Here is a 26,543-nt window from a genome sequence, read left to right on the forward strand (position 1 = left end):
ATGCGTCGATTCGAGGACGTGCGCCCGCGCCGGACATAGGGTGATCGCAGTCACACCTGCGAGCCTGGAGACCCCACACATGTCACTGAAAGCGGCCGACGAACCACACGTCGAATTGCTGAAGACAGATCCCGATCTGCCGCCCGTCGGCGTCGTCGAGTCACATCCGATGACCCCGATCAAGCGCCTCATGCTCGTCGCCATCGGCCTTCTCGGCGGTGTTGCGTGGACGATCATCGCGATCGTCCGCGGAGAAAATCCCAACGCCGTCTGGTTCGTCATCGCCGCGGTGTGTACCTACATCTTCGCTTTTCGCTTCTACGCCAGGCTGATCGAACGCAAGATCGTCTTCCCCCGCGACGACCGCGCCACGCCAGCCGAGATTCTGGAAAACGGCAAGGACTACATGCCGACGGACCGTCGGGTGCTGTTCGGCCACCACTTCGCCGCGATCGCCGGAGCAGGCCCGCTCGTCGGACCCGTCCTCGCCGCTCAGATGGGCTACCTGCCCGGCACCATGTGGATCATCATCGGCGTCGTGTTCGCCGGTGCCGTACAGGATTTCCTCGTGCTGTGGATCTCGACGCGACGCCACGGCCGCAGCCTCGGCCAGATGGCCCGCGACGAACTCGGAGTCGTCGGCGGCACCGCCGCTCTGGTCGCGGTGTTCGTCATCATGATCATCCTCATCGCGGTGCTCGCACTCGTCGTCGTCAACGCACTCGCCGAGAGCCCGTGGGGCGTCTTCTCCATTGCGCTGACCATTCCGATCGCACTGTTCATGGGCGTATACCTGCGCTTCCTGCGACCGGGCAACGTCACCGAGGTCTCACTCATCGGCGTCGTCCTGCTGCTGCTCGCCATCGTCGCCGGTGGCTGGGTTGCCGAAACCGACTGGGGCACCGACTGGTTCACCCTCTCCAAGGTGACCGTCGCCTGGCTGCTGATCGGCTACGGCCTGCTCGCCTGCATCCTGCCGGTGTGGCTGCTGCTCGCCCCACGCGACTACCTGTCGACGTTCATGAAGGTCGGCACCATCGCCCTGCTGGCTGTCGGCATCCTCATCGCGCGCCCCGAAATCCAGATGCCCGCCATGACGAGCTTCGCCACCGAGGGCAACGGCCCGGCATTCGCAGGATCGCTGTTCCCGTTCCTGTTCATCACCATCGCCTGCGGCGCACTGTCCGGTTTCCACGCTCTGATTTCTTCCGGCACCACGCCGAAGTTGCTGGAGAAGGAAAAGCAGATGCGCATGATCGGCTACGGCGGCATGCTCACCGAATCGTTCGTCGCCATCATGGCTCTGATCACGGCGTGCGTCCTCGATCAGCACATCTACTTCGCACTCAATGCCCCGACGACGCTGACCGGTGGCACTCCCGAGACCGCGGCGGAGTACGTCAACGGATTGCCGCTGAGCGGCGGAGACATCACCCCGGCCGAATTGAGCCAGGCCGCAGCCGATGTGGGTGAGGAATCGATCATCTCGCGCACCGGCGGCGCACCGACACTCGCGTTCGGCATGTCCGAGGTACTGCACCAGGTGTTCGGCGGGCCGGGGCTCAAGTCGTTCTGGTACCACTTCGCGATCATGTTCGAGGCACTGTTCATCCTCACCACCGTCGATGCAGGCACCCGCGTCGCGCGCTTCATGCTCTCCGACAGCATCGGCAACCTGCCCGGCGCATCGGCCAAGAAGTTCAAGGATCCGTCGTGGCGTCCCGGTGCCTGGATCTGCTCGCTGATCGTCGTCGCGGCCTGGGGCGCAATCCTTCTCATGGGCGTCACCGATCCACTGGGCGGCATCAATACCCTGTTCCCGCTGTTCGGTATCGCCAACCAACTGCTGGCCGCGATCGCACTGACGGTGGTCCTCGTCATCGTCGTCAAACGAGGCCTCTACAAGTGGGCGTGGATCCCCGGAGTTCCACTCGCCTGGGACCTCATCGTGACGATGACTGCGTCGTACCAGAAGATCTTCTCCTCGGTCCCGGCCATCGGCTACTGGACGCAGCACTCGCAGTTCCGCGACGCCAAGGCGCAGGGCCTGAGCGAGTTCGGCAGCGCCAAGACACCCGAGGCCATCGACGCCGTCATCCGCAACACCTTCATTCAGGGCACGCTGTCGATCATCTTCGCGGCGCTCGTCCTGGTGGTCGTGTTCGCCGGAGTGTGGGTGTGCATCAAGGCAGTGCGGGGAGACAACCTGCCCGACAACGAGGAGCCCGAGGTGCCGTCGAAGATCTTCGGTCCCACCGGTTTCGTCCTCACCCCGGCCGAGAAGAAGATCCAGGCCGAGTGGGACGAGCTGATCGAGGCGGGTACCGTCCGCCGCCCCGGATCGGCGCACTAGATGCGCGGGCTGTGGTGGTGGATCACCTCGGTGATGGGCGACCACGATTACGACCGGTACGTCGCCCATCTGGCCCGCCACCACCCGGGCCAGGAACCACCGACCGTGCGGCAGTACTGGAAGGACCGGCACGCGGAGGCGGACCGAAACCCGGGGGCGCGCTGCTGCTGACACGGTGATGTCCGATTTCCGCTAGCACCGACGCGTCCGCGCTGACACAGTAGGTGCATGAGCAGCGAACGGCAGGTGCAAGAACTGGACTTCGATCGGTGTTATCGCGCGGTCTCCTCGCGTGACGCACGGTTCGACGGCCAGTTCTTCACCGCCGTCTCCACCACCGGTATCTACTGCCGACCCTCCTGCCCGGCCCGCACACCCAAGCCCGGCAACGTCTCGTTCATGGCCACCGCAGCGGCGGCGCAACAATCCGGCTACCGAGCCTGCCGCCGCTGCCAGCCCGACGCCACCCCCGGTTCCCCACGCTGGAACATCCACTCGGACCTCAGTTCTCGCGCCATGCGACTGATCTCCGACGGAGCCGTCGAACGTGGTGGCGTCGACGGCCTCGCCAGCACGCTCGGTTACTCGACCCGTCAGCTGACGCGCGTGCTGACGGCCGAAGTCGGTGCAGGACCGCTGGCATTGGCCCGCGCGCACCGCGCCCACACCGCACGCACCCTTATTCAGACCACCGACATGTCGATGGCCGACGTCGCCTTCGCGGCCGGCTTCTCCAGCGTTCGGCAATTCAACGACACCATCAAGGAAGTCTTCGCCGTCGACCCGTCGACGTTGCGTCGAGAAGCCCACCGCACCGCCGTCCCGACCGCGGGTGGAACGGTCACCCTTCGATTGCCGTATCGCCCACCGCTCGACCGCGGCTGGATCGAGTGGTTCCTACGGGGCCACGTGGTCGAGGGCATCGAATCCTTCTCGGAGGACGGTGAATACGTGCGATCCCTGCGCCTGCCGCACGCCGCCGGGCTCGTGGCGTTGCGGGTGATGGACGGATTCGTCAGCGCCGCAGTGACATTGCAGGACATGCGCGACCTGGCCCCCGCCGTCGCCCGGATTCGACACCTGCTCGATCTCGACGCCGACCCACTCGCTGTCGACGACGCCCTGCGCACGGATCCGCAGCTGGCACCGAGCGTCGACGCCCACCCTGGCATCCGCGCCCTGGGAGTGGTCGACGGCGCAGAGATGTTGCTGCGCACCGTGATCGGACAGCAGATCTCGCTGAAAGCTGCGGCCACCCACACCGCCCGGCTCGTCGATGCTCTCGGTTCACCGCTCGACCTCGGCAACGACGCCGTCACCAGGCTGTTTCCCGAACCAGCCGTCATTGCCGAGCGGGGCCACGAGGTACTCACCGGACCCGCCGCCCGGGTGCAGACCGTCATCCGCGTCGCCGACGCCATCGCGTCGGGAACCGTCGTGCTCCATCCCGCGCGAGAAGGGCCGGAGCTGGAACGAGAACTGCTCGCGCTCAAAGGAATCGGACCCTGGACCGCCCGGTACGTCGTAATGCGGCTACTCGGCGATCCCGATGTTCTGCTCGACACCGATCTCGTCGTCCGCCAAGGCGCTCAGGCACTCGGCATCTCGTTGAACAATTCTGCCCGCTGGGCACCGTGGCGTTCGTACGTCTCGATGCACCTGTGGATCACCGCACTGGAAAGAAGACAGCCATGACTGCCACCGCCGCCACCCAGGACACCCCGATCGGGCCGTTCAGCACCATCGTCGACGACGATCAACGCGTGCTCGCATCCGGGTGGACCGCCGACGTCGAAGAACTTCGCGTCCTGATCCACCCGACGATGCGACCCGACAGCGTGCGCACGGTGGCCGATCTCGGTGACGTGACGCGCGCCGTGGAGAACTATCACCGCGGTGAGCTGACCGTCATCGACTCCGTTGCCGTCGCGCAACGATCCGGCGAATTTCTCATGCATGCCTGGGGAGTGCTCCGCACCGTCGAACCCGGTGCGCCGGTGACCTACTCCCAGTTCGCCGAACTGTCGGGCAGACCGGCAGCCATCCGCGGTGCTGCGTCGGCGTGCGCTCGCAATGCTGCCGCACTGTTCGTGCCGTGCCACCGGGTGGTTCGAATCGGCGGGGCGCTCGGCGGTTTCCGTTGGGGACTGCCGGTGAAGGAATGGTTGCTGGCGCACGAGGCTGCCTGATCGCACCTCGTCGACGGGTCGGCGGATGGCGGTGACATACAGACTCGGCACGCCGGGACGTTATGGTTCTTCACGAACCGCCACCCGCCGAATGTGAGGACCCCACAGTGACCGAATCGGCAGTTCCCGGTAGGACGTCGAAGTCCGAGAAGTCCGGCAATGATCGCGGTGACCTCATCGGGGTCGGCGGTATGTGGCTGGCCAAGTGGTCGCTGATCCTCATTTCGATCGCAGCCGGGGCGTGGGTGTTGGGCTGGCTGATCGGGCACCTCTGGGTGATTCTGCTGCCGGTCCTGCTCGCCGTGATCGTCGCGACGGTGCTGTGGCCGCCGGCGAAGCTGATGATGCGTCTGGGATTCCCTCCCGCCCTGGCCGCGTCGGTCTCGCTCGTGGTGTTCTTCGTCGTCATCGGCGGCATCATCACGCTGATCGTTCCGTCGGTCGCCGAGCAGGCACCGGAGTTGGTCGACCAGGCGTCGGGCGGTATCGCGCAGGTTCAGGACTGGTTGAAGGGTCCGCCGCTGAACATCGGCGACGACCAGATCGACTCGGCCGTGTCGGCCATCGTTGCTCGGCTGCAGGACAGCGGCGAGGTCATCGCGACCGGCGTGTTCACCGGTGTATCCGCTGCGGGCTCACTGTTGGTCACCCTGGCGCTGGTGTTGGTGCTGACGTTCTTCTTCGTCAAGGACGGTCCGAAGTTTCTGCCGTGGTTGCACGGGTTCTCCGGTGGCCGCGCCGGACGACACCTGGGCGAGGTGCTCTCACGCATGTGGGCGACGCTGGGCGGGTTCATCCGAACTCAGGCCATCGTCAGTTTCATCGATGCCTTCTTCATCGGCCTCGGACTGGTGATTCTCGGTGTTCCGCTGGCGCTGGTGCTGGCGACCCTGACGTTCATCGGTGGCTTCATCCCGATCGTCGGTGCGTTCGTGGCGGGCGCTCTCGCTGTACTGGTGGCCCTGGTGGCGAACGGGCTGACCACTGCGCTGATCGTGCTCGCCATCATCGTCGCGGTGCAGCAGTTGGAAGGCAATGTGCTGCAGCCGATCCTGCAGAGCCGCAGCATGAACCTGCATCCGGCGATCGTGCTGCTGGCCGTGGCCGGCGGCAGCTCACTGTTCGGCATCATCGGCGCGTTCCTCGCCGTCCCGGCTGCGGCGGTCGCTGCCGTGCTGATCAGATACCTGTCCGAGCAGATCGACGAGCGCTCGAACGAACCGGACCAGGACGAACTCGAGGACGAGATCCCGCCGCCCGAGGGGTTGACCGACGAGCAGGCCGGTCTGGACGACGAGGACGAGTCGAAGTCCGACAAACCTGCGTCAGGTCAGGACGCGACGACCTGAAGTGTCGATCCGGTGCGCTCCCGCTTGACGTAGAGGCGGCTGGGAATGCGTTGACGCATCTCGTCGACATGGCTGACCACGCCGACGACGCGTCCGCCCGCACGTAGTTCGTCGAGGACCGCCATCACCGATTCGAGGGTGTCGGCGTCGAGTGTGCCGAATCCTTCGTCGATGAACATCGTGTCGAGGACGACACCGCCGGATTCGGCGGCCACGACATCGGCGAGGCCCAACGCGAGCGAGAGCGATGCGAGAAACGCCTCACCGCCCGACAGTGTCTTGGCCGAGCGCACGACGCCGGTGTAGTCGTCCCTGATGTCCAATCCGAGACCGCCCCGCTTGCCGCGGACGCCTGCCTCGTCGGAGTGCACGAATTCGTAGCGGCCCGAGGACATTCGCCGCAGCCGTGCGGATGCGGACTCTGCGACGTCCTCGAGTCGGGACGCGAGGACGTACGAGCGCAACGACATCTTGCGTGCATTCTGCCCCCGGCCCGCCACCACGTCCGCGAGGTTGGCGAGCTCGTCGAACTCGGCACGTTGTGGCGCGATGGCCTGGGCGGCGGTGAACAGTTCGGCGATCAGCCGCTCCAGATCGTCTGCACGCCTTCGGCATTCCGCCACCGCCGCGGCGGCGGCCCTGACCTTCTCGTCCAGCTCGGCGCACGCCTGCTCCAGCGGACCCAGGTCCACCGGCAACCGACCGGCCACGTCCACGATGGCGGGCTCGCGCAGCACGTGCTCGGCATGCGCTCGCGCCTCCTCGGCGGTGCGCAGTTCGGTCTCGATCTGCTCGACGCGGTCTGCAGCCAGCACTGCCCCGGCCGCCGCGTCGACGGACTCGAAATTCGACGCCTCCACGCGTCGGTCCAGTTCGGCTGCCAGCTCATCGGCGCGAACAGTGGCGTCGAGCCAGGCGATACGCGCCTCCTGGATTCGCCGAGCACCGTCGATCAGAGCTTCTCGCTCCGCTATTCGGTCTGCCAACGATGCGCCCTCGTCCACTGCCTCGGCGATCGACGCACGCATCTGCGCCAGCGATTCCTCGGTGGCCGAGATCCGTTCGTCCACGGCACTACGCGAGGCAACGAGGTCGTGGAGTGTGACCGTCAGCGCGTCCGACTCGCTCCGCAGACGATTCAGTTCCGCGGTTGCGGGTTCGACATCGGCGGCACGCGCGCGGGCGTCCTGCACTGCGGTGGTAGCCGCATCGAGGATCCGGGTCAGGTCCGCAGCCGAGGCCCCTCCGGTGCGGTCGTGCAGCAGGTCCACGCCGCGTTGCGCTTCTGCGACGACTGCGACCGCCCGATCGAGCGCAGCAGCGGCCTTGCGTTGCGCGGCGGCGGCCTTGTCTTCCTGTGCCTTGGTCACCGTCGACGTGGACGCAGCAGCGGGATGCGGGTGCACCTCCGATCCGCACACGACGCACGGCTCCCCCGCCTCCAGACGGGCCGCCAGCTCGGCTGCCATCCCGTCGATGCGTCGCTCACGGAGATCGAGCAGATGCTCCCAGGCCGTGTTGTGCGCGGCTCCCGCGCTGTCGCGAGCTCGCTCTGCCTCGGCCAGAGTCGCGCGTGTGCGCACCAATTCGAGTGCGGACTCTGCTGCCGCGCGAGCCCGACTGCAGCGCTCATCCAGACCCGGCAACTCTGCCGCAGCCGCGGCGGCTCGGGCCATCCGTGCTTCGACCGCTGCGATCTGCTCGGGCATCGAGGCCTGCGAGTGCACGGTACGTTCGATCGCCGCCGCGGTAGTACGTTGCTGCGCACGATATTCGGCGAGGGTGCCGTCGAGTCGGTCGGCTTCGCGGGCGAGACCGAGCAGCGACTGCAACCGCGCTACATCGGTGGTCCAGTCACGGACGAACTGTGCAACGACCGTGCGCTCGGCCGACGGATCCGCCGGAGACGGTGGCCAGTGCAGTGCAGTGTGAAAGCGTCGACCCTCCGCCGTAGCCGGAAGGGCACGCTCTGCCGCCGCGAGTGCGGACGTTGCGGCGTCGGTTGTCAGCCGCGCGAGACGGAGGTCTGCGGCAGCGTCCGCGATCGGTCCGGCGGCCGCGGAATCGGCGAGCTCGGTTCTGCGCGCTGCTCGCACCGTCTCGCCCTCCCGATACTGCACGAGTTGCCCCTCGGCGAGAGCCCGCCGCCGCTGCAGATCGACAACGGTGGTGGCCTTCTTCAGAGTTGCCGATGCACGCCGGGCCGCCGCGTCGATCAGCACTGCCCGACCTTGCGCGAGGGTCCGATTCTGCCGGGCATCGTCGAGGACGTCGGCCGCCCATTCGAGGGGGTCCGGCTGTTCGCCGTCCTCGCCCGCGGGCTCGGGCACTCCCGATGCCTGCGACACCCGGCCGAGCATGATGTCGATGGCGTGGTGAGCGTCGGCGAGTTCGGCGGCGAGCTCCCGGCGGCGCTGCGCGAACCACTCTTCGACGTCGCCGAATCTGCCTGTGTCGAAGAGTCTTTCGAGCAGGTTCCCGCGTTCGTCGCTGTCGGCCCGGAGGAAACGCGCGAACTCACCCTGCGGCAGCAACACCACCTGGAAGAACTGGTCGGCACTCATCCCGAGCAGCGCGTTGACGGCGTCACCGATCTCATTGAGCCGGGTGAGGTTCTGCCCGCGGCCGTCGAGCCAGGTGAGACTGGCCTTGGCGTGTTGCTTGGTGGTGCCCGTGCTTCGGAGCTTGGGCCGCAGGAACTCCGGACTGCGCACAATTCTGATGCGCCGCCCACCGAGGGTCGCTTCCAACGTGACCTGCGGTACCGCACCCTTGGCCGCGTGATCGGACAGCAGCCGCTTGCCCTCGCGACGAGCTCCGGGCACTGTTCCGTACAGCGCGAACGCCACGGCGTCGAGCACCGTCGTCTTGCCGGCCCCGGTGTGACCGTGCAACAGGAAGAGCCCGTCGGCTCCCAGTGCATCGAAGTCCACCGTCTCCGTGCCCGCGAAGGGACCGAAAGCGGTGATCTCGAGTGAATGCAACCTCATGCAGCACCGCGGTCGGCTGTGGTGGCCGTCCCGCGGACGGCCTCGGTCTCACGTTGCACCGAGGCCAGAGCGCGAGCCAGAAGCGCGGACTCCGCTACCGTCGGCACGCTGCGCATGTCCGTCACGAACGAGGTGGCGATGTCGAGATCGCTGCGGCCGCGCACACGGTCGCGGTAGCGAAGCTCGCCGGATCCCTCCGGACGACGCCATTCCAAGTGGATCGCGTGCGGGAAACGCTGCTGCAGCAAGCGCATTGCGTCGACCGGTCGTACCTCGTCGGTGAGCACGGCTGAGACGTAGTGATCCTCGAGCTCGCAATATGCTGCGTCCGTTGTCAATTCCTCGACCGTGCCTTCGATGCGGGCGAGCCCGCGCACCACCGGCAGATCGACTCGCTCGACACTGCCGAGACCGTTGGCGTCGAGATCGAGAATCCATACCGCCTTGTGGTGCGAGCGCTCGCCGAACGAATAGGGCAGCGGCGAACCGGAGTACCGCACCCGGTCGGTGAGGGTCTGGGGCGAATGCAGATGTCCGAGCGCCACGTAGTCGACGCCGTCGAATGCCGACGCAGGCGCAGTTTCGATACCGCCGGAGGAGATCGACCGCTCCGATCCGGTCGCCTCACCGCCGACGATGAAAGCGTGGGCGAGCACGACCGAGCGAACGCGTTGCCCTGCCTCACTTCTCGTCGCGAGATCGCCGCGCACCCGATCCATTGCGGCACCGAGTACGTCGGCATGGGTACGCGCAGTGGGAACGTCGAGTTCGGCGCGAGTGGTTTCGGGCTCGAGATACGGAATGCCGTAGAACGCAACGCAGCCGTGTTCGTCGTCGATGACGACCGGGGTGCCGACGTCGCCCACTCGCGTCATCAGATGCAGCCCCCCTGCCGACGCGAAAGCAGCGCCCGCTCCCAGTCGCGCGGGCGAATCGTGGTTTCCCGACGTCGCGACGATCACGGCACCGGCCGCTCGAATGGCCTCCAGTCCGCGGTTGCAGACCAGGACGGCATCGGCACTGGGAACAGCGCGGTCGTAGATGTCGCCCGGCACCACCACCACATCGATCGACTGTGCCGCAACCAGTTCCGCGATGGACCTCAGCACAGCGCCCTGATCGGCCAGCAGGTCGACACCGTGAAAGGTGCGACCGATGTGCCAGTCCGAGGTGTGCAGAATTCTCATGCGTTCGACGCTATCGGGAACCACCGACAAACTCCTCGAGGTGCCTCGGCCTGTCGGACGTGAGCTCGGTCCACAGCCTTCGAGAACCGAAGTTGTCGGTACCGTCCTGCATCATCTGCCCCATGAACATTCTCACCGCGTTCGGACTGCTCGTCGCACTCGGCATCGGCGCGGTCGTCGGCTGGCTGTTGCACGCCTCGCGGATGGGCGATCGCGCCGTACGAGCCGAAGCCCAACTGGCCGCGCTGCGCGAGCACGAAGGCATGCTTCGGCAGTCGCTGAGTGCGGTCAACGAGGACTCGGCGCGACGCAATTCGACCGTGATCGGCCAGCAGGTCTCGCACCTGGTCGAGCCGTTGCACGATGCCGTCGATGCGCTCTCCGAGCACGTCCGGCAGGTCGAGCACAATCGCATCCGGGCGTACGCGGGATTGTCGGAGCAGGTCACCGGTATGCATCGTGCGTCGATGCATCTGTCGACCCAGACCGGTCAGCTCGTCACGGCGCTGCGCGCACCGCAGATCCGGGGCCGGTGGGGCGAGATCCAACTCGAGCGCGTCGTCGAGCTGGCGGGCATGCTCAAGCACTGCGATTTCGACACGCAGGTGAGCAAGGACGGCATCCGACCCGACATGATCGTCCGTCTCGCGGGCGGTCGACAGATCGTCGTCGACGCCAAGGTGCCGTTCGCGGCGTATCTCGACGCCGCCCAGGACGAGGATCCCGATGCGCGGGAGAAGAATCTGCGACGCCATGCAAAGCAGCTGCGGACCCACATCGACCAGTTGGCCGACAAGGCGTACTGGCAGGCGTTCGAGCCGACGCCGGAATTCGTCGTGCTGTTCGTTCCCGGCGACCCGTTTCTCGACGCGGCCCTGACGTCGGACACCGGTCTGCTCGAGTACGCGTTCGGTCGGAACGTGATCCTGGCCACCCCGACCACCCTGGTCGCGCTGCTCCGGACCGTCGCCTACACGTGGAAGCAGGAGTCACTGGCCGAGGACGCGGCACGCATCCAGCAACTGGGGCGCGAGCTGTACACGCGGATCGGTGTCGTCTCGACACACCTGGACAAGCTCGGTGCCCACCTCGGCAAGGCCGTCGAGTCCTTCAATTCCACCGTCGGGTCCGTCGATACCCGGGTGAGCGTGACGGCGAGAAAGCTGCACGAGCTCGAGCTGTTCGACGCCGAGCCGGTGGACATCGCCCGAGTCGACGAGCGGCCCAAACTGTCCGATTCGTCCCGCTACCGGCACGACTTCGGTCATGTCAGCGATGCAGTCGGCTGAACAACGGCTAACCTCGGGGGGTGTCTACCTCCCAACGTGCCCGCTCCGGGGTACCGCTGGATCACCGATCCATCCTCGCGACCCTGCCCGGCGTTCCCGCATGGGGTGCCGTCGCGATCGCCGCGGGACTGACTTTTCTCGGATTTCTGATCGATGCCGCTCGCGGTACCGAGCTGACCGGTGCGTTCGCGTTCTTGTACGTCCTCGGCTGCATCGCAGGCGTTCTTCTCGTTCGCTTCCGCGGACTGTTCACCGCGATGGTGCAAGCACCACTGATCCTGTTCGTGGCCGTGCCGCTGTCGTACCAGTACTTCACCGACAACGCAGGCACCAGCCTCAAGGACATCATCCTCAACGTTGCCATTCCGCTGGTCAACCGATTTCCGCTGATGCTGCTCGGCACCGTGGTCGCCGTCGGACTCGGAGTCCTGCGCATCGTGCTCAAACGGCAGAACACGCATGCCCCCACCCTTCGGCGAAGCCAGAAGGCCGAGAGCACTGTTCGACGCAGCCCGAAACCCGGCGACGACAAGCCCACCAGAGCCCAGCGCCGAGCACAGGAAGAGCGCCCCGAACGGTCACGCAGGCGAGCAGCCGCAGCCGATCGCAGCTCCGACTCCGCAGCCGAGGCCACCGACATCGTGCCCGGTCCGTACGTCGGTCGCCGGAGCACCGATTCTCGCCCTCGACCCGACACCGAACCTCGCTCGAGTTCGAGCCCACGACGATCGGCTGCGTCGGCACCGCAGACTCGCTACGCCGCCACCGACTCCCCTCGGCAGAACTACAAGCCCGAATACCAGAAGCCCGAATACCCGCGAACGCAGTATCCACAGGCCCAGTCCCGTGAACCGCAGTCCCGTGAGACTCAGCCACGCGAGACGCAATCACGTGAAGCGCAGCGGCCACAACCGTCCGAGTCGCGCTACTCGGCAGAGCCTCGGTATTCGACCGAACCCCGTCGCGAGCGCTCGGCCCGGGTCCACGCTCCTCGCGAGGTTGCCGATCCGTACAGCACCGGAGCCAGGCCCGTCGTCACTCCCCGGACGAGCGCGTCCAGTGCAGGCGACGGACAGGGCGATCACGCTCTGCCCAGCACGCACCGGGACGACATTCCCCCGCATCCGGTGCCGCGGGTTCGCTACCGCGACCGCCACAGCGACTAGCTCGAACATCGAAAAACGCCTCGTATCGGTTCCCTGCTCCTGCGCAGGGGTTCCGATACGAGGCGAACGTCTTCGTGGACGTTGCAGCTAGCGAGCTGGGCGCAGCTCGCGGGGCAAGGAGAACACCAGAGTCTCGTTGGCGGTGGTGACCGGCTGTACGTCTGCGTAGCCGTGCTCGGCGAACAGTTCGATGACGCCCTGCACCAGAATCTCCGGTACGGATGCACCCGAGGTGATGCCGATCGTCTCGACCCCGTCGAGCCAGGCCAAGTCGATTTCTTTCGCGTAGTCGACGAGGTAGCTCGCTCGCGCACCCGCGCCCAGTGCAACCTCGACCAACCGCACCGAGTTCGAGGAGTTCTTGGAGCCGACGACGATCACCAGATCGCATTCCGGTGCCATCGCCTTCACCGCGACCTGACGGTTCTGCGTGGCGTAGCAGATGTCGTCGCTCGGCGGGTCCTGGAGCGTCGGGAAGCGCTCACGCAGCTTGGCGACCGTCAGCATCGTCTCGTCGACGCTCAGCGTGGTCTGGGACAGCCAGATGACCTTGTTCTCGTCTCGAACGGTGACGTTGTCGACCGACTCGGGGCCGTCGACCAGCTGAATGTGTTCGGGAGCTTCGCCTGCGGTGCCCTCGACCTCCTCGTGGCCCTCGTGGCCGATGAGGAGGATGTCGAAGTCATCCCTGGCGAAGCGCTTGGCTTCCTGGTGCACCTTGGTCACCAACGGGCAGGTGGCGTCGATGGTGCGCAGGTTTCGCTCGGCCGCAGAGGTGTGCACGGCAGGTGAGACGCCGTGCGCGGAGAACACCAGCAGCGATCCCTCGGGAACCTCGTCGGTTTCCTCCACGAATACCGCGCCGCGATCGGACAACGTCTCGACCACATGCCGGTTGTGCACGATCTCCTTGCGCACGTACACCGGCGCACCGTGCTGTTCGAGCGCTTTCTCGACGGTCTCGACCGCACGATCGACACCCGCGCAGTAGCCCCGCGGCTCCGCGAGCAGCACTCGCTTACCCCCTGCGTACGAGGACTTACCCGTACCGGCGGACTGTGCAATACCAAGATTCAGTGGAACAGCCGAAGACATACCTCCCAGGATACGTGCACCGAGCTCGCCTGCCTCGTTTCCATGTCCCTCGGCCCCCGCCGAGAAGGGTCGTACAGCCTGTCGGCTACCCAAAGTTCACCGTTTCGGGCAGTCTGGTGCACATGACTCGAGTCCCCTTTGCAGCGCGTGTGGCTGCAGGCGTCGCCGTGACCGTCGTGGAAGAGGCTCGCAAGCTTCCCGGTTCCGCCCTGATGCTGCCGATGACGGTCGTCAGCGAGGCACTGGCGCGCGGCATGCGATTCCAGCAGCAGGTGACGGCGCTGGCCATCAAGGGCGATCTGATCATCGCGACCTTGCCGGTCATCGGGACCCCGAGCGAGGAGCAGCCCTCCTGGGCCAGCTTCGACGAGGACGAAGACGAAGACACGTTCCACGCCCCCGTCATCACCGACGACGTCGATGTCCCGGACGCCCCCGTGGCCGAGCCGGTCGCTGCGAACGGTCGCTTCGCTCTGTACTCGACGCCTCCGCTGGACGAGCCGGTTCAGGACACCTCGGCCAAGCGCGCGCCCTCCGCCGACAAGCCCGAGATCGTCGAGATGATCGACTTCGACACCCTCGCCCTGGCTCAGCTGCGCGCCCGCCTGCGCACGCTCTCGATCGAGGATCTCGAAACCCTGCTCGACTACGAGAACGACACGCTCTCCCGCGCCCCCTTCCAGACGATGCTCGCCAACCGCATCACCACCGCCAAGGCCAAGTGAGCACTCCCCCAACCCAGTCCGGTCCCACCCAACCAGGCGCGAGCACCGCCGAACAGCCGTGGCCGGTGCGTACCGTCGCCATGAAGGTTGCCGGCTGGATCGACAAGCTCGGCTCCATCTGGGTGGAGGGCCAGCTCACCCAGATCAACGCTCGTCCCGGCACCAGGACGGCCTTTCTGACGCTGCGTGATCCGTCGGCCGACATGTCGCTGTCGGTGACGTGTTCGCCGCAGTTGCTCGATCGTTCACCGGTTCCGCTGACCGAGGGTGCCCGCGTCATCCTCTACGGCAAGCTCTCGTTCTTCACCGGAAGGGGAACGATCTCGCTGCGCGCCACGGACATTCGCGCGGTGGGCGTCGGCGAACTGCTGGCTCGCATCGAACGACTCCGGGCTCTGCTCGCCGCGGAGGGGTTGTTCGACCCACGCCTCAAACGTCCGCTTCCATTCCTGCCGGGCACCATCGGCCTGATCACCGCGCGCGCCAGCGCAGCCGAGAAGGACGTGCTGACCGTCGCGCAGAGGCGTTGGCCCGCGGTTCGATTCGAGGTTCGCAACACACCTGTTCAGGGTCCGCAATCGGTGCCGGCGATTCTGGACGCGCTGAAGGAGCTGAACGACGACCCCGCCGTCGACGTCATCATCCTCGCCCGCGGCGGCGGTAGCGTCGAGGATCTGCTGCCGTTCTCCGACGAGGCCCTGTGCCGCGCGATCTCCCGCGCCACCACGCCCATCGTCAGTGCCATCGGCCACGAGCCCGACAGCCCGCTCAGCGATCATGTGGCCGACCTGCGCGCCGCAACGCCTACCGATGCCGCCAAGCTCGTGGTGCCCGACGCCGTCGCCGAACAGGCCCTTGTCTCGGAACTGAAGTCGAGAAGTGCTGCAGCGCTGCGTAATTGGGTCGAGCGCGAGGCGCGCGGCCTGGACATGCTCCGACACCGGCCGGTACTGGCGGACCCACTGGCCTCGCTCGAACAACGTCGCGAGGAGGTTCGACGGCTGCTCGACGCGGCCCGTCGCGACGTGCAACGCGAACTCACCACCCAGGACACGCTCGTCGAACATCTGCGGGCCAGACTGTCGACGCTGGGGCCTGCTGCCACACTTGCTCGGGGCTATGCCGTCGTACAGCGGGTGGTCGCGGGTTCGGATCCCGAGGTTCTGCGTTCGGTCGAGGACGCGCCACCGGGTACACAGATCAGAGTGCGCGTGGCCGACGGTGCCGTCACCGCCGCAGTCATGGGGCGAGTCAAATGACAGAAGGAGTACGCATGAGCGAGAACGACAAGCCGGTATCGGAACTGGGCTACGAAGAGGCCCGCGACGAGCTGGTGGGCGTGGTGAAGATTCTCGAACAGGGCGGGCTCGATCTCGACGCCTCCCTGGCCCTGTGGGAGCGCGGAGAGCAGCTGGCCACTCGATGCGAGGAGCAGCTCGCCGGTGCCCGCAAGCGGATCGAGACCGCGCTCGCGAGCACCGAGAAGGACAGCTAGGGCGCGAGCGGTTCGGTGACTTCGAGGGACTCGGCGAGCGTGGTGAAGTCCCCATCGTTCGCGGTACCGCCCAGCAGGATTCGCACGTCGCCGAAGTCCGAGACCCAGTACTTCCGCGAGCCCTCCTCGCCGTAGACGACCCAATCTCGACCCGATACGTTCTGCGCGCCCGACGCGTACACCGTCTCGTCGCCTGCGACGAAGGGAACCAACACTTCCTCGACGGCGCTGGTCTGGGTCAGCTGCAGATACGCACCCGATCCGGTGATGTATCCGACAGTCGACACCGGTCCGCCGTTGTCGCCTGCGATCGTCGGGCGACTACCCGAGTTGGGTGTCCAATCCTCGGGAACAGCCGGATTACGCACCGGAAAGCCGATTTCCGACGCGTCGTACTGCAGCGCGGTGTCGATGTCGAAGTTGGGGATGGGGCCCTGCTGGGGCCCGCCGGGGCTCAGCGAGCACTGACTGGCGATGCCCGCAATCAACAAACACGCGATGACCAGCGGAATGAGCGACCACACCATGTCGCGGCTGTTGTTGAGAATCCGAGGTTTGCTGTTTGCCACCCCACCAGTATCCCCTCTGCGCAGCAGTGCTCGATCGGCGCGTGCCTCACAGACGACCCGACCCCACCGCGGGCATCACAGAAGTGAGATAATCGCGCCTGGGTAACACCCCACCAACCAGGAGGCTACAAACCGATGACGGCCAGCACCGAGACCACTCGCGCCATGGCGCCAGATCGCAACCTCGCACTCGAACTCGTACGCGTCACCGAGGCCGGTGCGCTCGCCTCGGGTCGCTGGGTCGGTCGCGGCGACAAGGAAGGTGGCGACGGAGCAGCAGTCGACGCCATGCGTCAGTTGGTCAGCTCGGTCTCGATGCGCGGCGTCGTCGTCATCGGCGAGGGCGAGAAGGACGAAGCGCCGATGCTCTACAACGGCGAACAGGTCGGCAACGGCAACGGCCCCGAGGTCGACTTCGCCGTCGATCCCGTCGACGGCACCACGCTGATGGCCAAGGGCATGCCCAACGCCATCTCGGTTCTCGCGGTCGCCGAGCGCGGCGCGATGTTCGATCCGTCCGCCGTCTTCTACATGAAGAAGATCGCCGTCGGACCCGACTTCGCCGACGTCATCGACATCACCGCACCGGTCGCGGAGAACATCGCCCGCGTTGCCAAGATCAAGAAGGGATCCACCTCCGACGTCACGGTGTGCATCCTCGACCGACCCCGGCACGCCGAGCTGATCCAGCAGGTGCGCGACACCGGCGCTCGCATTCGACTGATCTCCGACGGCGACGTCGCCGGTGCCATCGCCGCCGCCCGCCCCACCTCCCCCATCGACATCCTCATGGGCACCGGCGGAACTCCCGAAGGCATCATCGCCGCCGCCGCCATGCGCTGCATGGGTGGCGCGCACCAGGGCATGCTGGCCCCGACCGACGACGACGAGCGCCAGAAGGCGATCGACGCCGGACACGATCTCGATCGCGTCCTGTCCACCGAGGACCTGGTCTCGGGCGAGAACGTCTTCTTCACCGCAACCGGCGTCACCGACGGCGACCTGCTCCAGGGCGTCCGATACTCGGGCGGCGGCGCACACACGCAGTCCATCGTGATGCGCTCGAAGTCCGGCACCGTCCGCATGATCGACGCGTACCACCAGCTCAACAAGCTCAAGGAGTACTCGACCATCGACTTCGACGGCGACACCTCCGGCGCCATCCCGTCCTTCTGACCGTCCGCTCGACGCAGTTTCCGCTCCCCTACCGAGGCAAGAGGTCAATGACAGAGAACGAACAGCAGTTCCGGATCGAGCACGACACGATGGGAGAGGTTCGCGTTCCCATCGATGCGCTCTGGCGTGCCCAGACGCAGCGTGCCGTGGAGAACTTCCCCATCTCGGGCCGTCCGCTCGAGCGCACTCAGATTCGTGCGATGGGCCTGCTCAAGGCAGCCTGCGCGCAGGTCAACAAGGACCTCGGTCTGCTCGACGGCACGCTGGCCGACGCGATCATCGCCGCCGCCACCGAGATCGCCGACGGCAAGCACGACGACCAGTTCCCGATCGACGTCTTCCAGACCGGCTCGGGCACCAGCTCGAACATGAACGCCAACGAGGTCATCGCGTCGATCGCCAAGGCGGCAGGCGTCGAGGTGCACCCCAACGACCACGTGAACATGTCGCAGTCCTCCAACGACACGTTCCCGACGGCCACTCACGTCGCCGCCACCGAGGCAGCCGTGACGTCGCTCGTGCCCGCGCTGCGTCACCTCCACGAGGCTCTTGTCGTCAAGGCAACGGAGTGGAAGCACGTCGTGAAGTCCGGCCGCACCCACCTCATGGATGCCGTTCCGGTCACCCTCGGACAGGAATTCGGCGGTTACGCCCGTCAGATCGAAGCCGGCATCGAACGCGTCGAGGCCACCCTGCCGCGGCTCGGTGAACTGCCCATCGGCGGCACCGCCGTCGGCACCGGACTCAATGCACCCGACGGCTTCGGCCCGAAAGTGGTTGCAGCACTGGTCGCGTCGACCGGTATCGATGCACTCACCGCCGCCAAGGATTCGTTCGAGGCGCAGGCCGCACGTGACGGACTCGTCGAGGCATCGGGCGCACTGCGTACCATCGCGGTCTCACTGACCAAGATTGCCAACGACATTCGCTGGATGGGATCGGGACCGCTCACCGGACTCGGCGAGATCGCCCTCCCCGACCTGCAGCCCGGTAGTTCCATCATGCCCGGCAAGGTCAATCCCGTTCTGCCCGAGGCTGTTACGCAGGTCGCGGCTCAGGTCATCGGCAACGACGCCGCAGTCGCATTCGGCGGCGCGTCGGGCGCATTCGAGCTCAACGTGTACATCCCGATGATGGCGCGCAACGTCCTCGAGTCGTTCAAGCTGCTCGCCAACGTCTCGGTGCTGTTCGCCGACAAGTGCGTCGTCGGCCTCGAAGCCAACGTCGAGCACCTCAAGACCCTCGCCGAGTCCTCGCCGTCCATAGTGACGCCGCTGAACTCCGCGATCGGCTACGAGGAAGCTGCCGCCGTCGCCAAGCAGGCACTGAAGGAGAAGAAGACGATCCGTCAGACGGTCATCGACCGCGGACTGATCGGCGACAAGCTCAGCGAAGCCGAACTCGACAAGCGCCTCGACGTCCTCGCCATGGCGAAGGTCAAGGACTAGCTTTCCCGTTCGCCCGCCGAACCCCTGAACGCGTGAATGGTCCATTGCACCGCCGAGACGTGTGCAATGGACCATTCACGCTTTCGAAAGGGGCCGAACCTCAGGCGAGGTGAGCGAGTTCCTCGCGTGCCTTCAGTCCGTCCTCGCCCAGATCCGTGCGATCGAAGATTTTCCAGCCCGCGAGCAGCGGCTTGAACACCTTGTCGCGTTCCTGATCGGCGTCGTAGATTCCGGCTTCGGCGAGGGCGGCGGTGCTGCTACCGCGGTCCGGGAGATCGACCTCGGGAATCTTGAATCCGTTGATCCGGTCGGCGATGGCGCGGGCGGCCTGGTCGGGCACCACCGCGAATGCCTCGTCGATCATGTTGGCGTAGAACGTCGACTGCAGGGCGTCGTCGTCGGCGATCTTGCCGAGGATCGTGGCCAGCACCGGGTCCTTGCCGAGGGCGATGGTGTTGCGGTTGCGCAGTGACGCGGCGGCTTCCTCGATGGCGAAATGCGCGAGGATGTCGAGCAGACCCTGGCTGGGGGCGTCGAATCCGAGTGTCATGTGCTCCATCCGAACCCGCTCGAGCGCGACCGGATCGACTGCGCGGGTGAGCACCAGGAAGTTACGCAGCACGATCGACTGCCGGTTCTCCTCCGACGTCCATCGGCCGGTCCACTTCCACCAGGCTCCGAGGCCGGTGAGCGCGTGGGCCAGTTCGCGGTGGTACGCGGGCAGGTTGTCGGCCACCAGAACGCCGACCGTGGCGGACAGGATTTCGACATCGCTCAGGTGCGACTGCTCCGGCGTCCAGTCCTCGCCGCCGAGGAAAGCGAAGTTCTTGCCGTCGTCGAACGGCGCGAGGTCATGGGGGTGCCAATCGCTCGCTGCCTCGATGTGGCGTCGTAGATTCTCTTCGACCGCGGGCTCCAAACGGACCAGCAGATCACCGTCGGACAGGTTCGTAGACATGCGGTAACCGTAGCGCCTACACCCGAGCGCCCGACGTCGCGCCCCTGACCATTGTGAATTCTCCTAACGCCAGGTCGTTGCGGGTCTATTCTCAGGTGCATCCAGTCACCGAAGTGAGGACTCCTCGTGATGCGGTCGGGTCGAAATTTTCTGTGTCTTGCTGTTGCTTGCTCCATGATCGTGCTGGTCGGATGCTCGAACGACGCACCGACCGCAGACAGTCCACCCACCTCCGAGCCCGCACCGACCAGCGACCTCTCCCCTGGTCAGGTCGCGGGAGTCGACGTTCCCGACGGCCGCGTCGACGACGCGGTCGGCAAGCTCGACGGCATCGCCGAGGAGCTGATGGCGTCGTCGAACATTCCCGGTATGGCCATAGCCGTCGTGCACGGATCCGACGTCGTCTACTCGAAGGGGTTCGGCGTTCGCGAAGTGGGCACGGACGACCCGGTCGACGGGGACTCGGTGTTCCAGTTGGCGTCGCTGTCCAAATCGGTGGGTGCGACGGTCATCGCGTCCCAGGTGGGAGCGGGCGTGGTCGACTGGTCGACGCCGGTGGTCTCGCAGCTGCCGTGGTTCGCGCTCGACGACCCGTGGGTGACCCAGAACGTCACGGTCGGCGACTTCTATGCACATCGAAGCGGGCTGCCCGAGCACGAAGGCGATCTCCTCGAGGACCTCGGCTACGACCGCAGACAGATTCTCGAACGCCTGCGCGAGGTCCCCCTCGACCCGTTCCGCTCCACGTACCACTACACCAACTTCGGCATCACGGCCGCGGCCGAGGCCGTCGCCGCGGCGTCGGGCAAGGACTGGGACACCCTCAGCCAGGACACGATCTACGGCCCGCTCGGCATGACCTCGACCAGCTCGTCGTTCGCGGACTACATCACGCGGGCCGATCGGGCCGTACCCCACGTACTCGTCGACGGCGAGTACCAGGCGAAGTATCAGCGGGAACCCGATCCACAGACCCCTGCCGGTGGCGTCAGTTCCTCGGTGAACGATCTCGCGAAGTGGCTGACGATGCTGATCGCCGACGGAAGCCACGACGGGCGAGAGCTTGTGGATCCCGACGCCCTCCTGCCCGCGATCAGCGCGCAGATCGTCTCGAGCCCGTCGGCGACACCGGATTCACGCGCCGGCTACTACGGATACGGATTCAACGTCTCCACCAGTGCCGCCGGTCGCACGACGGTGAGCCATTCGGGAGCATTCGCGCTCGGAGCGGGCACCAACTTCGTCTGGATTCCATCGCTCGACGTGGCCATCGTCGTACTGACCAACGCCGCACCCATCGGCATCGCCGAAACGGTGACCGCCGAGTTCGCGGACCTCGTCCAGTTCGGCGAGGTGCGGGAGGACTGGCGAACGCTGTACAAGAATGCGTTTGCCGGCATGAGCGAACCGGAGGGCGAGCTCGCCGGCAAGACCCCTCCCACGAATGCTGCTGCGCCACAACCACTCACGTCGTACACAGGGGTTTACCAGAACAGCTATTGGGGACCGGCGACGATAACGGAGGTCAACGGGAAACTGGTATTGGCCATCGGGCCGAACGGAACCTCCTACGAGTTGACGCACTGGGACGGTGACACGTTCACCTTCGAGCCGAGCGGTGAGAATGCACCCGACGGATCCATTTCCCAGGCGACGTTCAACGCGAATACGCTGACGCTGGAATTCTTCGACGGCGATGGATTGGGACGATTCACGAAATGACCGAGACACAGCAGGCAACCCAGACCGTAGTGAATCTGTTCGACGCGTTGAGAAGTCGAGACACCGAGCGCGCGATGTCGCTCCTCGACGGCGACATCGTCTGGCACAACGTCGGATTGCCGAAGGTACGCGGCCACTCGAACGTGGGCAAGTTCATGGCAACGCTTGCCAAGCCCGCGTTCGGCTTCGACGTGATCGTGCACAACATCGCTGCCGACGGAGATGTCGTGCTCACCGAACGCACCGACGTGCTGATCTGGCGGCGGCTCCGAATCGAATTCTGGGTGTGCGGAACCTTCGAGCTGCGCGACGGCAAAGTAGCCGTGTGGCGGGACTACTTCGACAGCGTCGACTTCCTGAAAGGTACTGTGCGAGGGGTTTTCCGGGCCGCGGTTGGCCGGTGACCCTTGTGAGCGGAACTTCGTAGTGGGCTACGAGGCAGGAGTAGAGCCTGCGGAACGACCCGCAGGCTCCACGCTCACAATCGGGGTCAGGCTCCCGAAGGCCCGAATTCTTCGAGCATTTCCGTCACCAGTGCCGCGATCGGTGAACGCTCGCTGCGGGTGAGGGTGATGTGCGCGAAAAGCGGGTGCCCCTTGAGCTTTTCGATCACTGCAGCAACACCGTCGTGTCGTCCGACGCGCAGGTTGTCTCGCTGAGCGACGTCGTGGGTGAGTACGACGCGTGAGCCCGAACCGAGTCGGGACAGAACCGTCAGCAGCACGTTGCGCTCGAGCGACTGTGCCTCGTCGACGATCACGAAGGAGTCGTGCAGCGATCGACCGCGAATGTGCGTCAGTGGCAGCACTTCCAGCATTCCGCGGGCGATGACCTCCTCCATCACCTCCGGGCTGGCGAGCCCTTCGAGGGTGTCGAAGACCGCCTGACCCCAGGGGCCCATCTTCTCGCTCTCGCTACCGGGGAGGTAGCCGAGCTCCTGGCCGCCGACGGCGTAAAGAGGCCGAAACACAACGACTTTACGATGCGAGCGACGTTCGAGGACAGCCTCGAGCCCGGCGGTCAGCGCCAGAGCGGACTTACCGGTGCCGGCCTTTCCACCGAGCGAGACGATGCCGATGCTCTCGTCGAGCAGAAGATCGAGCGCCACTCGCTGTTCCGCCGAACGGCCGTGCAGGCCGAATGCCTCACGCTCACCGCGCACGAGTTGAATCTGCTTGTCGGGCGTGACGCGCCCCAGCGCGCTCTGCCGTCCGGCAAGCAGTCGAACTCCCGTGTGGCACGGCAGGTCTCGCGCCTCCGCGAGATCGATGACGCCGTCGTTGAACAGTGTGTCGACTGCGTCGGACTGCACTTCGAGTTCGGTCATTCCGGTCCAACCGGACGGCACGACGTCGTGAGCGTGGTACTCGTCGGCGGGAAGCCCGACGGCACCGGCCTTGACGCGCAACGGAATGTCCTTGCTGACGAGCACGACGTCCTTGCCCTCGGCCTTCAGGTTCAGCGCGCAGGCGAGGATTCGAGAATCGTTGGAGTCGGTACGGAAGCCGACGGGAAGAACCGAAGGATCGGTGTGATTGAGCTCGACTTGCAGTGTGCCACCGGAGGTTCCGATGGGAACCGGCTGGTCGAGTCGACCGAACTCGACACGCAGGTCGTCGAGCATGCGCAAGGATTCCCGCGCGAACCATCCCAATTCGTGATGGTGGCGTTTGCCCTCCAACTCGCTGATGACGATCAGCGGAAGTACCACATTGTGCTCGGCGAACCGGATGACTGCCCACGGATCCGAGAGCAGAACCGAGGTATCGAGCACGAATGTCCGAAGAGGGGCGGAAACGGAGCGTGAAGTGGTCACGTGGGGCTCCTACGTCTGCGCGGTACCGCGCAAACTCTGTCGCTCGGCCGGTCGGGTCCGATGTGTCAGGTGACACGAGGACCGGGTACCGGCCCTCTCGCGCTCACTAGCTCAGTCACGTATCAGAACCTCCCGCACAGGTAGCTTCCCCGCTGCCTGTTACTGCCGACGGTACAGCCGAAATCGAGGTTCGGCTCGCTGGAAGTCTGGCGTGTCGGTGAACAACGCGTTACGGCCGAATCGCCCCAGGTCGGCAATCGAGCGGTGCCGAAAGTGCCCTCCCCCGTCGAGTCAATGGACCATTGCACACGTCTGAGCGCTGCAATGGTCCATTGACCCAGACCAGGGTTCTGCGTGAATGGACCACTGCATACGTCTGAGCGGTGCAATGGTCCATTGACGCGGACCGGGGTTGGCGCGAGAGCTGGATCAGCCGAGCAATCCCCAGTCTTCGAGGCCCTCGTACAGTGGCTTGCTCTGTGCCAACTTCACGACGCGGTTCTTGAGGGAATCGCTGGCCTCGCCGGTGGCCAGGGCGGTGCCGATGATGTCGGCTACCTCGGTGAACTCGGCTTCGCCGAATCCGCGGGTGGCCAGTGCGCCGGTGCCGATGCGCAGGCCGGAGGTGACCATCGGCGGGCGCGGGTCGAAGGGCACTGCGTTGCGGTTGACGGTGATGCCGACCTCGTGCAGGAGGTCCTCGGCCTGCTGGCCGTCGAGCTCGGAGTTGCGCAGGTCGACGAGTGCGAGGTGCACGTCGGTGCCGCCGGTGAGGACGGAGATGCCCTTGTCTGCCACGTCGGCACCGGTGAGTCGCTCGGCGAGCAGTGATGCACCGAGGAGGGTGCGTTCCTGGCGTTCCTTGAACTCGGGCGTCGCAGCGATCTTGAAGGCCACGGCCTTGGCGGCGATGGCGTGCATCAGCGGCCCGCCCTGCTGGCCCGGGAACACTGCGGAGTTGAGCTTCTTGGCCCATTCCTTCTTGGCCAGGATGATGCCGGAGCGCGGTCCGCCGAGGGTCTTGTGCACGGTCGAGGAGACGACGTCTGCATACGGCACGGGTGAGGGGTGCACGCCTGCGGCGACGAGTCCGGCGAAGTGCGCCATGTCGACCCAGAGCAGTGCGCCCACTTCGTCGGCGATGGAGCGGAACGCAGCGAAGTCCTGGTGGCGCGGGTAGGCCGACCAGCCGGCGATGAGCACCTGTGGCTTGGCGGCGATGGCCTGCTTGCGCACCTCGTCCATGTCGATTCGGTGGTCTTCCTTGGACACACCGTATGACTCGACCTCGTAGAGCTTGCCCGAGAAGTTGAGCTTCATGCCGTGCGTGAGGTGGCCGCCGTGCGCCAGGTCGAGGCCCATGATCTTGTCGCCCGGGTTGATCAAGGCCATGAGTACGGCAGCGTTGGCCTGTGCGCCTGCGTGCGGCTGCACGTTGGCGAACTCGGCACCGAAGAGTTCCTTGGCCCGGTTACGCGCCAGATCCTCGACGATGTCGACGTGCTCGCAGCCGCCGTAGTAGCGACGGCCGGGGTAGCCCTCGGCGTACTTGTTGGTCAGGACGCTGCCCTGGGCCTGCAGCACCGCACGGGGAACGAAGTTCTCCGAGGCGATCATTTCCAGGGTGTCGCGCTGACGTCCCAGTTCACCGGCCATCGCCTCGGCGACCTCGGGATCGAGTTCGGCCAGCGACAGGTTGTTGACGTCAGTCATAACGAGAGTCTCCAAGGGACAGCGAGTAAGAGGGGCGTGGGCCAGTTTACGAGACGCGCAATGCACCGGGTGTCAGTGGCTCGTCGAGCAGCCTGCCGAACAACTGCGCGCGCTCACTCGCCGTCTCACCACGGTCCAGCCAGCCGGCGAGCAGCTTGTAGCCCTCGACGTAGGTACTGATGTACGCCCGCCACAGTGGGGAGGACAGAAACCGCAGGCTGTGCCGGGCGCGCTGCGGCGATGCCAACGACCATCGCTCCAGGTAGGCGGCCACGTCGTCCTCGCTCTTGTGCTGATCGTGCAGTAGCAGCGCAGCGTCCTGCCGCACCCCCAACAGCTGGCTCGACGCGGCCGCGAGACGCTCGGCCTTCTCGCCGTCGAATCGCAGTCCCAGATCGGCGTAGATCTCCTGCGCCCACGCACCCCACCCTTCGCCGACGACGGCTCCCAGCGCGTGATCGGCCAGGCCCTCGGCCATCAGGCACTGTGGGGTGTTGACCAGGAACAGCGTCTGCTCGAGCTGCCCTGCACCGACCAGTCCGGTCTCCTTGCGGCAGTGTTCGGTGTGGTGTCCCGGGTAGGACTCGTGCGCGATCAGGTGCGGCAGATTGGCCATCTGCTGCTCGATGTCGGAATTGATCGCGACGGTCGAGCGGTAGTCGCCGAGGTAGTAGTTGAATCCCGACCACGGCTTGTCTCCGACGACCTCGTAGGTGACCTTCTCGGTGTCGGGCAGCGTGTATTCGGCGCGGACGCGGTCGCGCAGCGCGGACGAGAACGCCTCGACGCAGTCCTGCAGTCGGTCGGCCGGAATCACGTCGGCACGGCGATGCGCGATCAACCGTTCGCCGAGCGACCCGGGACCGGCGAGGACCTCGTCCATCTTGCGGTGTGCCTGCAGGTACTGGTCCTGATCGCCCGCGGAGATTCGGACGTCGAAGTACGCGTACACCTCGTCGACGAAGCCGATGTCCTCGCCTGCGAATTTGCGCGCCGAGCATTCGAGTGCGCGCAGGTGGACGTCGAGGAACGTCGTGCGCTCGGGTGTCAGATCGACGTTTCCGAGCTCGGCACGCAGTGTCTGGGCTCGACGGATCAGCTCACGCGGCTCGGGCGCGGGGGCGTTCTCGGTGATACGACGCAACTCGGGATCGCCGGTGTACGCGTCGACGAATCCGTCTTCGAGCCGGTCGAAACTCAGGCCCAGCAGCAGGTATTCACGAACGAGGGAAGCAGCATCCATATCCGAACCCTAGTACGGCGAACGACCCCGCCCGTGCGCGATCGACCGGCACCGAGCACA

At 65.9% G+C, this 26,543-nt stretch carries 22 protein-coding genes; 14 read left to right on the forward strand and 8 right to left on the reverse strand.

Features of this window, described 5'->3' with window-relative positions; translation table 11 throughout:
• The first annotated feature begins 79 nt into the window (after positions 1-79).
• The 5 genes from CH251_RS06460 to CH251_RS06480 all read left to right on the forward strand — a co-directional run bounded on the left by CH251_RS06460 (position 80) and on the right by CH251_RS06480 (position 5,891).
• On the forward strand, positions 80-2,353 hold the full coding sequence (locus CH251_RS06460; protein ID WP_094612547.1) for a carbon starvation CstA family protein: 2,274 nt from the start codon (positions 80-82) through the stop codon (positions 2,351-2,353).
• Entirely contained in the window at positions 2,354-2,524 is a 171-nt protein-coding gene (locus tag CH251_RS06465) for a YbdD/YjiX family protein (RefSeq protein ID WP_072692145.1), read from the forward strand.
• A 57-nt stretch (positions 2,525-2,581) separates the two neighbouring features.
• Positions 2,582-4,048: a DNA-3-methyladenine glycosylase 2 family protein gene (locus tag CH251_RS06470; RefSeq protein WP_094612405.1), complete on the forward strand. Its 1,467-nt coding sequence runs from the start codon at positions 2,582-2,584 to the stop codon at positions 4,046-4,048.
• Positions 4,045-4,542, forward strand: a complete 498-nt coding sequence (locus tag CH251_RS06475; RefSeq protein ID WP_094612406.1) for a methylated-DNA--[protein]-cysteine S-methyltransferase — start codon at positions 4,045-4,047, stop codon at positions 4,540-4,542. Before CH251_RS06470 ends, CH251_RS06475 begins: the two co-directional genes overlap by 4 nt.
• Before the next feature lie 107 nt (positions 4,543-4,649).
• Positions 4,650-5,891 (forward strand): AI-2E family transporter, encoded by a 1,242-nt coding sequence (locus CH251_RS06480; RefSeq protein ID WP_256978869.1) that lies wholly within the window; start codon positions 4,650-4,652, stop codon positions 5,889-5,891.
• On the opposite strand, the gene CH251_RS06485 is transcribed toward CH251_RS06480, so the two are convergent.
• The gene (locus CH251_RS06485; RefSeq protein ID WP_094612408.1) at positions 5,873-8,881 is read right to left on the reverse strand and encodes an AAA family ATPase; all 3,009 of its coding nucleotides are present in this window, start codon (positions 8,879-8,881) and stop codon (positions 5,873-5,875) included. The genes CH251_RS06480 and CH251_RS06485 overlap by 19 nt on opposite strands.
• Positions 8,878-10,068: an exonuclease SbcCD subunit D gene (locus CH251_RS06490; RefSeq protein ID WP_094612548.1), complete on the reverse strand. Its 1,191-nt coding sequence runs from the start codon at positions 10,066-10,068 to the stop codon at positions 8,878-8,880. Before CH251_RS06490 ends, CH251_RS06485 begins: the two co-directional genes overlap by 4 nt.
• A gap of 122 nt (positions 10,069-10,190) precedes the next feature.
• Here CH251_RS06490 and CH251_RS06495 point away from each other — a divergent pair, with 122 nt between their 5' ends.
• Together CH251_RS06495 and CH251_RS06500 are read left to right on the forward strand one after the other, a co-directional pair.
• The gene (locus CH251_RS06495) at positions 10,191-11,357 is read left to right on the forward strand and encodes a DNA recombination protein RmuC (protein ID WP_094612409.1); all 1,167 of its coding nucleotides are present in this window, start codon (positions 10,191-10,193) and stop codon (positions 11,355-11,357) included.
• Between the two features lie 20 nt (positions 11,358-11,377).
• Positions 11,378-12,523 (forward strand): DUF6542 domain-containing protein, encoded by a 1,146-nt coding sequence (locus CH251_RS06500; RefSeq protein ID WP_179273544.1) that lies wholly within the window; start codon positions 11,378-11,380, stop codon positions 12,521-12,523.
• A gap of 87 nt (positions 12,524-12,610) precedes the next feature.
• Here CH251_RS06500 and CH251_RS06505 read toward each other — a convergent pair whose 3' ends face one another.
• A complete protein-coding gene (locus CH251_RS06505; protein ID WP_094612410.1) occupies positions 12,611-13,618 on the reverse strand; it encodes a 4-hydroxy-3-methylbut-2-enyl diphosphate reductase in 1,008 nt (335 codons plus the stop codon).
• A gap of 122 nt (positions 13,619-13,740) precedes the next feature.
• On the opposite strand from CH251_RS06505, the gene CH251_RS06510 reads away from it, so the two are divergent.
• The 3 genes from CH251_RS06510 (at position 13,741) to CH251_RS06520 (ending at position 15,838) form a co-directional block, all read left to right on the forward strand.
• A complete protein-coding gene (locus CH251_RS06510) occupies positions 13,741-14,343 on the forward strand; it encodes a lipid droplet-associated protein (protein WP_094612411.1) in 603 nt (200 codons plus the stop codon).
• Between the two features lie 80 nt (positions 14,344-14,423).
• The gene (gene xseA, locus CH251_RS06515; protein WP_218828272.1) at positions 14,424-15,602 is read left to right on the forward strand and encodes an exodeoxyribonuclease VII large subunit; all 1,179 of its coding nucleotides are present in this window, start codon (positions 14,424-14,426) and stop codon (positions 15,600-15,602) included.
• Between the two features lie 14 nt (positions 15,603-15,616).
• Positions 15,617-15,838, forward strand: a complete 222-nt coding sequence (locus tag CH251_RS06520) for an exodeoxyribonuclease VII small subunit (RefSeq protein WP_037191413.1) — start codon at positions 15,617-15,619, stop codon at positions 15,836-15,838.
• Here the strand turns inward: CH251_RS06520 and CH251_RS06525 are convergent.
• Positions 15,835-16,407, reverse strand: coding sequence for a DUF4245 domain-containing protein (locus CH251_RS06525; RefSeq protein WP_037191411.1), 573 nt, complete (start codon positions 16,405-16,407; stop codon positions 15,835-15,837). The two genes, CH251_RS06520 and CH251_RS06525, sit on opposite strands and share 4 nt — an antisense overlap.
• Before the next feature lie 135 nt (positions 16,408-16,542).
• Here CH251_RS06525 and glpX point away from each other — a divergent pair, with 135 nt between their 5' ends.
• A complete protein-coding gene (gene glpX / locus CH251_RS06530) occupies positions 16,543-17,583 on the forward strand; it encodes a class II fructose-bisphosphatase (protein ID WP_094612413.1) in 1,041 nt (346 codons plus the stop codon).
• Between the two features lie 47 nt (positions 17,584-17,630).
• The gene (locus CH251_RS06535; protein ID WP_094612414.1) at positions 17,631-19,031 is read left to right on the forward strand and encodes a class II fumarate hydratase; all 1,401 of its coding nucleotides are present in this window, start codon (positions 17,631-17,633) and stop codon (positions 19,029-19,031) included.
• A gap of 100 nt (positions 19,032-19,131) precedes the next feature.
• Here the strand turns inward: CH251_RS06535 and CH251_RS06540 are convergent, their stop codons facing one another.
• The gene (locus CH251_RS06540; protein WP_094612415.1) at positions 19,132-19,989 is read right to left on the reverse strand and encodes an acyl-ACP desaturase; all 858 of its coding nucleotides are present in this window, start codon (positions 19,987-19,989) and stop codon (positions 19,132-19,134) included.
• 129 nt (positions 19,990-20,118) lie between these two features.
• On the opposite strand from CH251_RS06540, the gene CH251_RS06545 reads away from it, so the two are divergent.
• Positions 20,119-21,711: a serine hydrolase gene (locus CH251_RS06545; protein WP_094612416.1), complete on the forward strand. Its 1,593-nt coding sequence runs from the start codon at positions 20,119-20,121 to the stop codon at positions 21,709-21,711.
• Entirely contained in the window at positions 21,708-22,115 is a 408-nt protein-coding gene (locus CH251_RS06550) for a limonene-1,2-epoxide hydrolase family protein (RefSeq protein WP_094612417.1), read from the forward strand. The genes CH251_RS06545 and CH251_RS06550 overlap by 4 nt, the downstream gene beginning before the upstream one ends.
• 86 nt (positions 22,116-22,201) lie before the next feature.
• Here the strand turns inward: CH251_RS06550 and CH251_RS06555 are convergent, their stop codons facing one another.
• The 3 genes from CH251_RS06555 to CH251_RS06565 form a co-directional block, all read right to left on the reverse strand.
• Positions 22,202-23,527: a PhoH family protein gene (locus CH251_RS06555; RefSeq protein ID WP_179273545.1), complete on the reverse strand. Its 1,326-nt coding sequence runs from the start codon at positions 23,525-23,527 to the stop codon at positions 22,202-22,204.
• 429 nt (positions 23,528-23,956) lie between these two features.
• Positions 23,957-25,240 (reverse strand): serine hydroxymethyltransferase, encoded by a 1,284-nt coding sequence (gene glyA / locus CH251_RS06560; RefSeq protein WP_094612419.1) that lies wholly within the window; start codon positions 25,238-25,240, stop codon positions 23,957-23,959.
• 46 nt (positions 25,241-25,286) lie between these two features.
• A complete protein-coding gene (locus CH251_RS06565; RefSeq protein WP_094612420.1) occupies positions 25,287-26,483 on the reverse strand; it encodes a DUF885 domain-containing protein in 1,197 nt (398 codons plus the stop codon).
• Positions 26,484-26,543: the final 60 nt, after the last annotated feature.

Origin of the sequence: Rhodococcus sp. 06-462-5, from assembly GCF_002258315.1 — a bacterium.
Lineage (GTDB): Bacteria > Actinomycetota > Actinomycetes > Mycobacteriales > Mycobacteriaceae > Rhodococcoides.

What these genes read in the sequence shown, in the direction of transcription:
- CH251_RS06460 (WP_094612547.1), top strand. Translation starts at nt 80, where the DNA reads ATGTCACTGAAAGCGGCCGACGAACCACACGTCGAATTGCTGAAGACA.
- CH251_RS06465 (WP_072692145.1), top strand. Translation starts at nt 2,354, where the DNA reads ATGCGCGGGCTGTGGTGGTGGATCACCTCGGTGATGGGCGACCACGAT.
- CH251_RS06470 (WP_094612405.1), top strand. Translation starts at nt 2,582, where the DNA reads ATGAGCAGCGAACGGCAGGTGCAAGAACTGGACTTCGATCGGTGTTAT.
- CH251_RS06475 (WP_094612406.1), top strand. Translation starts at nt 4,045, where the DNA reads ATGACTGCCACCGCCGCCACCCAGGACACCCCGATCGGGCCGTTCAGC.
- CH251_RS06485 (WP_094612408.1), bottom strand. Translation starts at nt 8,881, where the DNA reads ATGAGGTTGCATTCACTCGAGATCACCGCTTTCGGTCCCTTCGCGGGC.
- CH251_RS06490 (WP_094612548.1), bottom strand. Translation starts at nt 10,068, where the DNA reads ATGAGAATTCTGCACACCTCGGACTGGCACATCGGTCGCACCTTTCAC.
- CH251_RS06495 (WP_094612409.1), top strand. Translation starts at nt 10,191, where the DNA reads ATGAACATTCTCACCGCGTTCGGACTGCTCGTCGCACTCGGCATCGGC.
- CH251_RS06505 (WP_094612410.1), bottom strand. Translation starts at nt 13,618, where the DNA reads ATGTCTTCGGCTGTTCCACTGAATCTTGGTATTGCACAGTCCGCCGGT.
- CH251_RS06510 (WP_094612411.1), top strand. Translation starts at nt 13,741, where the DNA reads ATGACTCGAGTCCCCTTTGCAGCGCGTGTGGCTGCAGGCGTCGCCGTG.
- xseA (WP_218828272.1), top strand. Translation starts at nt 14,424, where the DNA reads ATGAAGGTTGCCGGCTGGATCGACAAGCTCGGCTCCATCTGGGTGGAG.
- CH251_RS06520 (WP_037191413.1), top strand. Translation starts at nt 15,617, where the DNA reads ATGAGCGAGAACGACAAGCCGGTATCGGAACTGGGCTACGAAGAGGCC.
- glpX (WP_094612413.1), top strand. Translation starts at nt 16,543, where the DNA reads ATGACGGCCAGCACCGAGACCACTCGCGCCATGGCGCCAGATCGCAAC.
- CH251_RS06535 (WP_094612414.1), top strand. Translation starts at nt 17,631, where the DNA reads ATGACAGAGAACGAACAGCAGTTCCGGATCGAGCACGACACGATGGGA.
- CH251_RS06540 (WP_094612415.1), bottom strand. Translation starts at nt 19,989, where the DNA reads ATGTCTACGAACCTGTCCGACGGTGATCTGCTGGTCCGTTTGGAGCCC.
- CH251_RS06545 (WP_094612416.1), top strand. Translation starts at nt 20,119, where the DNA reads ATGCGGTCGGGTCGAAATTTTCTGTGTCTTGCTGTTGCTTGCTCCATG.
- CH251_RS06550 (WP_094612417.1), top strand. Translation starts at nt 21,708, where the DNA reads ATGACCGAGACACAGCAGGCAACCCAGACCGTAGTGAATCTGTTCGAC.
- glyA (WP_094612419.1), bottom strand. Translation starts at nt 25,240, where the DNA reads ATGACTGACGTCAACAACCTGTCGCTGGCCGAACTCGATCCCGAGGTC.
- CH251_RS06565 (WP_094612420.1), bottom strand. Translation starts at nt 26,483, where the DNA reads ATGGATGCTGCTTCCCTCGTTCGTGAATACCTGCTGCTGGGCCTGAGT.